Source organism: Hymenobacter lapidiphilus (genome assembly GCF_013377885.1).
Taxonomy (GTDB): domain Bacteria; phylum Bacteroidota; class Bacteroidia; order Cytophagales; family Hymenobacteraceae; genus Hymenobacter; species Hymenobacter lapidiphilus.
Genome location: NZ_JABKAU010000073.1, coordinates 1 through 7,231, shown reverse-complemented (window position 1 = coordinate 7,231; position 7,231 = coordinate 1). Strand labels below are relative to the sequence as shown.

General features: G+C 60.9%; 8 protein-coding genes. 3 read left to right on the top strand and 5 right to left on the bottom strand.

Translation table 11 applies throughout. The features are described 5' to 3' along the window. Positions 1-334 precede the first annotated feature (334 nt). From HW554_RS19870 to HW554_RS19860, 3 genes are all read left to right on the top strand, one after another. Positions 335-2,383 (top strand): BatA domain-containing protein, encoded by a 2,049-nt coding sequence (locus HW554_RS19870; RefSeq protein WP_246285533.1) that lies wholly within the window; start codon positions 335-337, stop codon positions 2,381-2,383. A 95-nt stretch (positions 2,384-2,478) separates the two neighbouring features. Beyond that, entirely contained in the window at positions 2,479-3,009 is a 531-nt protein-coding gene (locus tag HW554_RS19865; protein WP_176910273.1) for a DUF4199 domain-containing protein, read from the top strand. A 248-nt stretch (positions 3,010-3,257) separates the two neighbouring features. Further along, positions 3,258-4,505, top strand: coding sequence for a hypothetical protein (locus HW554_RS19860; RefSeq protein WP_176910272.1), 1,248 nt, complete (start codon positions 3,258-3,260; stop codon positions 4,503-4,505). Between the two features lie 99 nt (positions 4,506-4,604). On the opposite strand, the gene HW554_RS20890 is transcribed toward HW554_RS19860, so the two are convergent. The 5 genes from HW554_RS20890 to HW554_RS19840 all read right to left on the bottom strand — a co-directional run bounded on the left by HW554_RS20890 (position 4,605) and on the right by HW554_RS19840 (position 7,039). Next, positions 4,605-4,733 (bottom strand): hypothetical protein, encoded by a 129-nt coding sequence (locus HW554_RS20890; RefSeq protein WP_262889922.1) that lies wholly within the window; start codon positions 4,731-4,733, stop codon positions 4,605-4,607. A gap of 198 nt (positions 4,734-4,931) precedes the next feature. Continuing rightward, entirely contained in the window at positions 4,932-5,894 is a 963-nt protein-coding gene (locus tag HW554_RS19855; RefSeq protein ID WP_176910271.1) for a hypothetical protein, read from the bottom strand. Then, on the bottom strand, positions 5,894-6,091 hold the full coding sequence (locus tag HW554_RS19850; protein WP_176910270.1) for an LPXTG cell wall anchor domain-containing protein: 198 nt from the start codon (positions 6,089-6,091) through the stop codon (positions 5,894-5,896). Before HW554_RS19850 ends, HW554_RS19855 begins: the two co-directional genes overlap by 1 nt. 25 nt (positions 6,092-6,116) lie before the next feature. Further along, positions 6,117-6,653 (bottom strand): TIGR02594 family protein, encoded by a 537-nt coding sequence (locus tag HW554_RS19845; RefSeq protein WP_176910269.1) that lies wholly within the window; start codon positions 6,651-6,653, stop codon positions 6,117-6,119. Beyond that, a complete protein-coding gene (locus tag HW554_RS19840) occupies positions 6,650-7,039 on the bottom strand; it encodes a hypothetical protein (RefSeq protein ID WP_176910268.1) in 390 nt (129 codons plus the stop codon). The genes HW554_RS19845 and HW554_RS19840 overlap by 4 nt, the downstream gene beginning before the upstream one ends. Positions 7,040-7,231 lie beyond the last annotated feature (192 nt).

The window sequence follows — 7,231 nt, the reverse complement described above, 5'->3', positions numbered from 1 at the left end:
CCGGTACGGCTTGGCCCGACGGGCTGCGCAAGCACGGTAGGCGCCTCAACGGAATACGGCCCGCTTCCTCAACCGAGGAGGCGGGCCGTATTCCGTTGGGGCAGATGTGTGGCTTGGGCTATTGATGGGAACATGAAGTTGCCTTGGCTATGTCTTCCAGGGATTGGTACACCTGAACCTTAGAGTACACAATTTTAGGCGAGACACTTATTGTATCTAACAGGTATCTCGCCTTCTCGGCTGTTACTACGATCAGTAGAATTTACCGTAACACTCAGGCGCAGTTTACACCGCGCTTTTGTGTTTATCTTCACGGAATTACTGATTCTGTTGCATGGTATTTACATATCCGTGGTTTCTGTGGGGTTTAGTGGCTGTTGCCGTTCCCATTGCTATTCACCTTTTTGAGTTGCGCCGGCCGCAGCGTGTGTTGTTTTCCAACGTGGAATTCATCCGGGAAGTGAAGCTGGTAACGGCCCGTCAACGCAAGCTAAAGCATTTGTTAGTGCTGGCTTCCCGCATAGGGCTTGTTATTTTTCTGGTCTTATTGTTTGCGCAGCCTTTTATTCCGGCGCCCAAGCAAGTTGCTACTGGTAACCTGGTGCAGGTGGTGCTTGATGACTCGCCTAGTATGCGCCAGTTAGGGCCTAATGACCAGCCGGCGTTTGAGCAGGCTATTGATCAGGCGGCAGATTTGCCATTGGCTTTTCCGGCATCGGCGCGGTTCGGCCTTGCGCCGGGTGGGCCTGATCTGCTGAGCGCTGCGGCTTTCCGTAATGCTGTGGAAAAGGTGCAGGTAAGTGGTCAGGCGGGTGAGGTGGGCCGGACGCTGGCTCAGCGTCAGCAGCAAAACCGAAGAGTTGGAGCTGGGCCGCTGTTTGTGTTTTCCGATTTTCAGAAGAATGATTTTTCGGCTTCAAGCCTGCAGTTGCTGGATTCAGCTCAGCAGGTATTTTTGGTGCCTGCTGCTGCGAAGCCTGCGGCTAATGTGTTTGTTGACAGCGTATGGCTCGACGATGGTTTTGTACGCACTGATGCTGACCTGACTTTGCGCATCCGGCTGAAGAATGGGGGGCAGGTGTCAGCTGAGAAATCTTCGGTTAAACTGTTCATTGGGCCACGCCAAGCTGCTACCTTCCAGACTACTGTGCCGGCGGGGCAGACGGTTACAACGCAGGTACGCCTGCGACTGACCGGGCTAGATGTGCAGCAGTGCCGCGTAGTTGTGGATGACTTTCCGGTGGATTTCGACAATACCTATTATTTCACGCTGCAACCCGCCGCGAAAATTAGTGTAGTGGAAGTTGCCGCCAATGGGCAACTCGACCGTTTGTACGGCAACGAACCGCTGTTTAGCTACCAGTTCACCAGTGCCCAGACTGCAGATTACCGCAAACTGACAGAAGGAAACCTGTTGATAGTACGCGAAGCACTGGTGCTGACGGCAGGCCTGCGCGAAAACCTGCGTCGGGCAGTGCAGCAGGGGGCTACGCTGGTTGTGGTTCCTCCAATGGCGATGAGTAGCCGGGATGCATACGGGCAACTATTCCGCGAATTAGGGTTGGGGCCGGTGCAATGGCAATCGGTACCTCCTACTGGGCCGGTGCTGCAGGATGTGGCCTTGCCCGATACCCGGAACCCCTTCTTTCAGGATGTGTTTGCGGGCGTGAATCCGCGTGCGGGTATGCCTAAGGCCGCCCCGGTGTTGCGCTGGGCCCGCACGGGAACTGAGATACTGCGGATGCGCGATGGGGAAAGCTTTTTGGCGGGCTTCCCAAGCGGTGAGGGCATAGTGTACGTTTTTTCGTCGCCCTTTAGTGCCCCTTATTCCGACTTTGCGCAGCACCCGCTGTTTGTGCCAGTTCTGTACAAGCTAGCCATGCAGAGCTACCGACAGCAACAGCAGCCCGCTTACCGGCTTAACCAAGCCGTTGTGAATGTGCAGCTGCCAACTGCCGGAGCCGGGCCAGAGACGGTGTACCGATTGGTACAGGATAGCCTAACGTTTATTCCGGTACATCGTCGGCAGGGGAGTACACTGCAGCTGGAAGTGCCACCGGGGCTGCGGCAGCCCGGATTTTATGCGCTACAGCAGGCGGGTAAAACTGTTACCACACTGGCCTTTAACTTCGATAAGCGCGAATCAGACTTGGCAAGCTACTCGGCGGCCGAGCTCCGGGCCCTGATCGGCCCTAACCGCCCCAATGTGCAGGTGTACGAAACTAGCGGTAGCCAGACGGCCGCTGCTCAGTACAAGGCAACGCGGGTAGGAACGCCGCTTTGGCAATATTGCATCTGGGGAGCATTGGCCTGTCTGCTGTTGGAGGCGCTGCTACTCCGCTGGCCACGGCGACCTGTGCCTGCGCCAGCTACACTGGCATAAGTGTCGGGTTAAGATTTGGCCTAGCAGAGAGCGTGGTATGGTGAAGGTTGGTTGCGGCGGCGGCTGTATCTTGCAGCTTCATTTTACTTCTGCTTTTGCAACCTACTACTGCTTCTATCCCGAATCCGATACTGCGCACCGCCATGCTGTGTGGGGCAATTACCGGGGCGCTGTGCTTTGCTTGGGTGCTGTTTCTGTACCTCAGCGACAATAACCCTTATGGCCCGAAACGGACGCTGGCCGACTTTTTTCCGCCCTTAGCGGCCATTGCTAGCCAAGTGTTGCTGCGGCGCTACTACCAGCCTGAAGGGCCAGGGCTCTGGAAAAGTATTGGGGTAGGGATATTGACCGCATTGATAGGCGCAGTAGTGTCGGCGACGGCCTTTTACCTGTTTTCGCGGCTTACAGGACCGGAGTTGATTGAACAGCATCTGGCCGAGGTACATAAGCTGCTCGAAAGCACGAAGGCGCTGTATCTGAAAGAGGCCAATGGCCTGCAGCAGTACGAAGCCACGCTGCGCAACCTGGCCCGTACGCCAGTTGAATTCGCTCAGGACGAATTTTCCAAAAAACTGTTTTTTGGGGTGCTCATCAGTATTCCGGGTGGAGTGTTCTTGCGGAAATAATTTCCCCTTCGATAAAGCGTCCAGACAGGCCGGGTAAAACGCGCTTTGCCGCCCGTATAGGCCGCCTGTCTGCTCACTGCCTGCTGGTTACCAATCCGGTTACCAAAGAGGGCAGGCTTCGAAGACAGTAGGGGCGGGGCAAAGGCTTGCTAAGTATGTTGGCTTTTTACTAACCTCGTTTGCATTTGGTCGGAAAGTGGCGTAAACTGTGATGTGCTTGCATTACTACCTTACTCCAGCTACCCGCGATGCTTACCTACGAACACCGGATGACCCTCTATCTGTGGCGCCGTAAAAACCGCGCCCACCCCGTGACGGACCTAGCCCCGATCTCGCTACGCATTGAAATCGACGGCTTTGAGCGCACCGAGTTCGCCACTGGCGTTAGCGCCACGGCCGCGCAATGGTCCGCTGGTGCCAAGCGGCTCAGCCCCGGGCCCGGACTAAGCCGACCCGAGCGCGAGCTGCTGCAGCAGGCCAACAATAAGCTGGCCGAACGGCTGCTGGCTGGTGAGCGGGCCTATGCGCTGCTCAAGGCCCAGGGCCACAACCCCTCCCCGGTCGAGGTGCGGCATCTGCTCAAGGGCGGGGCGGTGGTGAGCCGGCGGCTAAGTGAGGTGCTGGATTTGCTTGAGGGTGTACTGCTCACCCGCGGCCGGGCCCGTAGTACGGTGCTCTCACTGCGCAGCGTGCGCCAAAAGCTGCTGACCTACCTGCGCAAGCACGGCGGCGTCTCGTTTCCCCTGGCGTCGGTGTCGCTGCAATGGCTGCGGGGCTGGGAGCGGTGGCTGCTCGGGGCGCACCCGCCCAGCACGACCCAAATCTATGTAGGCGTGCTGCTGCAGGCGGTGAAGGAGGCGGCTCACGAAGGCTGGCTGCCGCTCAACCCGCTGGCCGATTACGCCTACCAGAGCGAGCGCGACCCGGCCGAAAAGCGGCACCTTTCCCCCGAGGAGGTGGCGCGGCTGCAGCAGGCGCTATCGGGCCTTGCCTTGCCGCTCTACAAGGCCACGTTCATGTTTCTGGCCAGCTGCTACACCGGCCTCTCCTACGTGGACTACTGCCGGCTGGCCCGCGAACCGGCCCTGTTTCTGGTGCCTGCGGCCGATCCGATCAGCGGCCGGCAGGTCCGCGGGATTCTATTGCAGCGGCAGAAAACCAAGCGCAGTACGGAGCAAACCTGGACGCCGTTGCTGCCCCAGGCCACGCGCCTACTCGACAGCCACGAGGGCCCGATGCCGGATTTGGGCCCGACCCGCGTTAACCTGAGCCTTAAGAAAGTGGCGGGCCTGTTTGCCCTCTCTCTACCCGACCTCAAGTTCAAGGATGCCCGTAGCACGTTCTCGCAAATAACGCGGGAACAGTTCGGCCTATCGGTTGCCGCGGAGTTGGCCCGGCACAGTGAGCAGGTGGCCAGCAAGCACTACAACAGCGCGTCCCCGGAGGAGGTACTGCGCAAGTTGCACATATTGGGGGCGGAACTGAGCTACAACTGAATCATTCTTTCGTCACCAGCGCCACCAAAAAGCCCGCCTACGAATTGTAGGCGGGCTTTTCTTTCGTGTTTCTTTCGTGTTTCTTTTATTTACGGCACCTCACCACTGCCCCGTGCTACACCACTTCACCGCCGCGCCCACGGCCCCGAGCAGCAGCACCAGCAGCAGCTTATGCCACCAGCGCGGGGCATGGGGGCCGTCGTAGGGTTCGGTGGTGTAGCGGGGCATGGGGGTAAGATAGGTGAAACGAACAGCCCGCCCGACGTGGTACGTTGAGCGGGCTGTTCAGGCATTCCGGCGCGGCCGGTTCTGGTGTCTGGCTATGGTGGGCCGGACTAGGTAATGGGGTGCCCCGGTTTAAAAACCGGGGGCTTGGTCGTGGCAGAATACAGGCACGGGCGATGGTTCTGTCACGGCACAAATATACTACACCCGCCGCCGACTTACAAACCGCCGTAGCCAGCCGGTGCCGTAGCCCACGCCGGGCGCAAGGCCATGCAGCAGCACGGCCCCGAGTAGCAGCCAGCCGATGGTGCTGGTAAGCCCGGTCAGCAGGCCCGCTACTCGCTGCCATACCGTGCGCTTCGGGGCTTCCGTGCGCGTCTGCACGATGCCCGGCCCGGCCGCTGCCTGTCCGCTTTTGCCGGCGGTGGAGACGTTGACCACGGCGCTGTCAGTGGCCAGCGTAACGGGGGCGGCGTTCTTGTAGCTGGTGGCCACCGACGTAGCGGCCGGGGCGTTCACGGCGGCGCGGCCCTGGATTAGCGGGACCATGCGGGGCTGGGCCTTTAGATTCTTCCGGTACTGCCGTTGCACCCGAGCGGGCAGATGGGCTACTTGGGCGGGCGTAAGGTCGGGCGGTTGGGCTGGTTGTGCTATGATGCCGGGCACTTGTGCTATGATGCCGGGGGCAGTTGTGCTATGAGGTGCCGCCCGTTCGGGTTGGCTGGCCTTGCAGCCGGATAGCAGCAGGGCGGCACCAGATAGCGCCACCACCCCGGCCAGCTTGAGCCAGGCGAAGGTGCGGCCACTCATGCCCCGGCCCGTTACAGCCTTGTCGGTGGCGGCCGTGTTGGGGTCGGTACCGAGGTAGTGGCGGGGCAGCAGGCGGCGCAGGTTTAGCCTTATATCAAACCGCAGACCGAACAGACAGGCGGCGGCCCCTAACGCCAGCGGCGGGGCGGCGAAGTTCCACCACCGGCCGAACCGATGGCCCGCGTAGGCCAGCACCACGAAGCCCACCACGGCCGCTATGCGTTCGCGGGTTTCCCATAGGTGCGAGATGTTAAAATCGCGCTTGATCTGGTAGGCGTTGGAACCGGCCGCAATACCCGCGTATACGAACGTCGCGGCCAGTACCAGTAGCAGCGGAAGCAGGCCCGCTACCATTAGGCGCGGGGCTTGTCGGTGCGCTTGCCGAGGAAGTACACGACGCCGGCCAGCAAAGCAAAGCCACCGGCCGCGTAGAAGCTGCCGCCGTGGTCGCCGTGTACGGAGATGTCGCGCACCCCGTAGGCGGTGGCCACGATGGCGAAGAGCAGCAGGGTGAAGAAAGCGAACTTGGTGCCTTTCGATAGGTCTTTCATGGTCGTATGGGGTAAGGTGAGGTTATTAGCGGGTAGTGGGCGGCGCGGCGGCCAGCCCTTTACTGTCGATCCAGATGCGGCGTACGTTGGCCGGCTGGGCTACTTTCCACGCCGTGCGGCGGGCGGCCTTAATCCAGCTTTTCGGAAAGCCGGAGATGTTGTGGGCGTTGTTCTGATTGCCTCCGAGTAGGTACACGCGGGTCGCATCCTCGCCCACGTAGATGCCGACGTGCGACGTGCTCAGTACCACCACGTCGCCGAGCATCGGCACGGCGACGGGCGTTCCCCATGTCGCCCACCAGAAGGCGCGGGGCATTTCGGGGTGTCGGGTAGCCACGCCCGCCCGCACGGCGGCAATAGCCGTAGCCGTACCGCACCAGGGGATTTCATCGGACTTAATCCAGTCGAAGCGCAGCTCACGTAGCCAGGCCATGATGGCGGGGCTGTGCTGGCCACCGATTATTTCCTTGGTGCCATGCAGCTTTAAAGCCTCTAGAAGCAGGCGCGGGCCGGTTTCGGCGGCCAGGTAGGCGAAGCGTTTGGGCAGCGGGAAGGGGCTCATTCGGCGTAGGGGTTAGGGCGGTGAAGGGGATAGCCGGCCAGCGGTCGGGTTTCGGGCGCTTCGGGATCGAAGCCGGCCGGAGCCTGGGGCATGAGGTGCGGGGCTTCTTCGGCCGGCGGGGGTACGGCCAGTGGCCCGGCTTCGTCGGCGGTGCGGCGGTCCAGTTGCATCTGGAGTACTTTCAGGCCCGACAGGCCCAGGCCGGAAGCCAGCAGCAGCATGACGGCCGTTTTGTCCACCGGCCGATGCTCGTAGACGTCGGCGGCCACGGCCACCACGGCCAACCCGATACCGACGATAAAGCCCACGGTGCCGGCCACGTTCTTCAGGCTGGCCTTGCCGGTTGCCGGGTTAACCGTCAGGTCAAGCCAGAAGGGAATCAGCATCCGAAAGAGCCAGTTGAGCAGCATCAGGCGGGGGCGTAATGAGCAGCCGGTATGAACACGGCGCGGTTCTCGCACCGCTCGAGTAGCACCCAGGCGTGCCGTTCGTTGGGGGCTAAGTGAATCACCTGCCCCGGCTGGTACTCCGTGAAGCCGGTTTCCGTATCGAGCCGGCGCAGGTGCATCCGGCCGGCT

Excerpts from the sequence above, each read along its gene's own strand:
- HW554_RS20890 (WP_262889922.1), bottom strand. The coding sequence starts at position 4,733 with ATGCCCCGCTACACCACCGAACCCTACGACGGCCCCCATGCCCCGCGC.
- HW554_RS19860 (WP_176910272.1), top strand. The coding sequence starts at position 3,258 with ATGCTTACCTACGAACACCGGATGACCCTCTATCTGTGGCGCCGTAAA.
- HW554_RS19870 (WP_246285533.1), top strand. The coding sequence starts at position 335 with ATGGTATTTACATATCCGTGGTTTCTGTGGGGTTTAGTGGCTGTTGCC.
- HW554_RS19845 (WP_176910269.1), bottom strand. The coding sequence starts at position 6,653 with ATGAGCCCCTTCCCGCTGCCCAAACGCTTCGCCTACCTGGCCGCCGAA.
- HW554_RS19840 (WP_176910268.1), bottom strand. The coding sequence starts at position 7,039 with ATGCTGATTCCCTTCTGGCTTGACCTGACGGTTAACCCGGCAACCGGC.
- HW554_RS19855 (WP_176910271.1), bottom strand. The coding sequence starts at position 5,894 with ATGGTAGCGGGCCTGCTTCCGCTGCTACTGGTACTGGCCGCGACGTTC.
- HW554_RS19850 (WP_176910270.1), bottom strand. The coding sequence starts at position 6,091 with ATGAAAGACCTATCGAAAGGCACCAAGTTCGCTTTCTTCACCCTGCTG.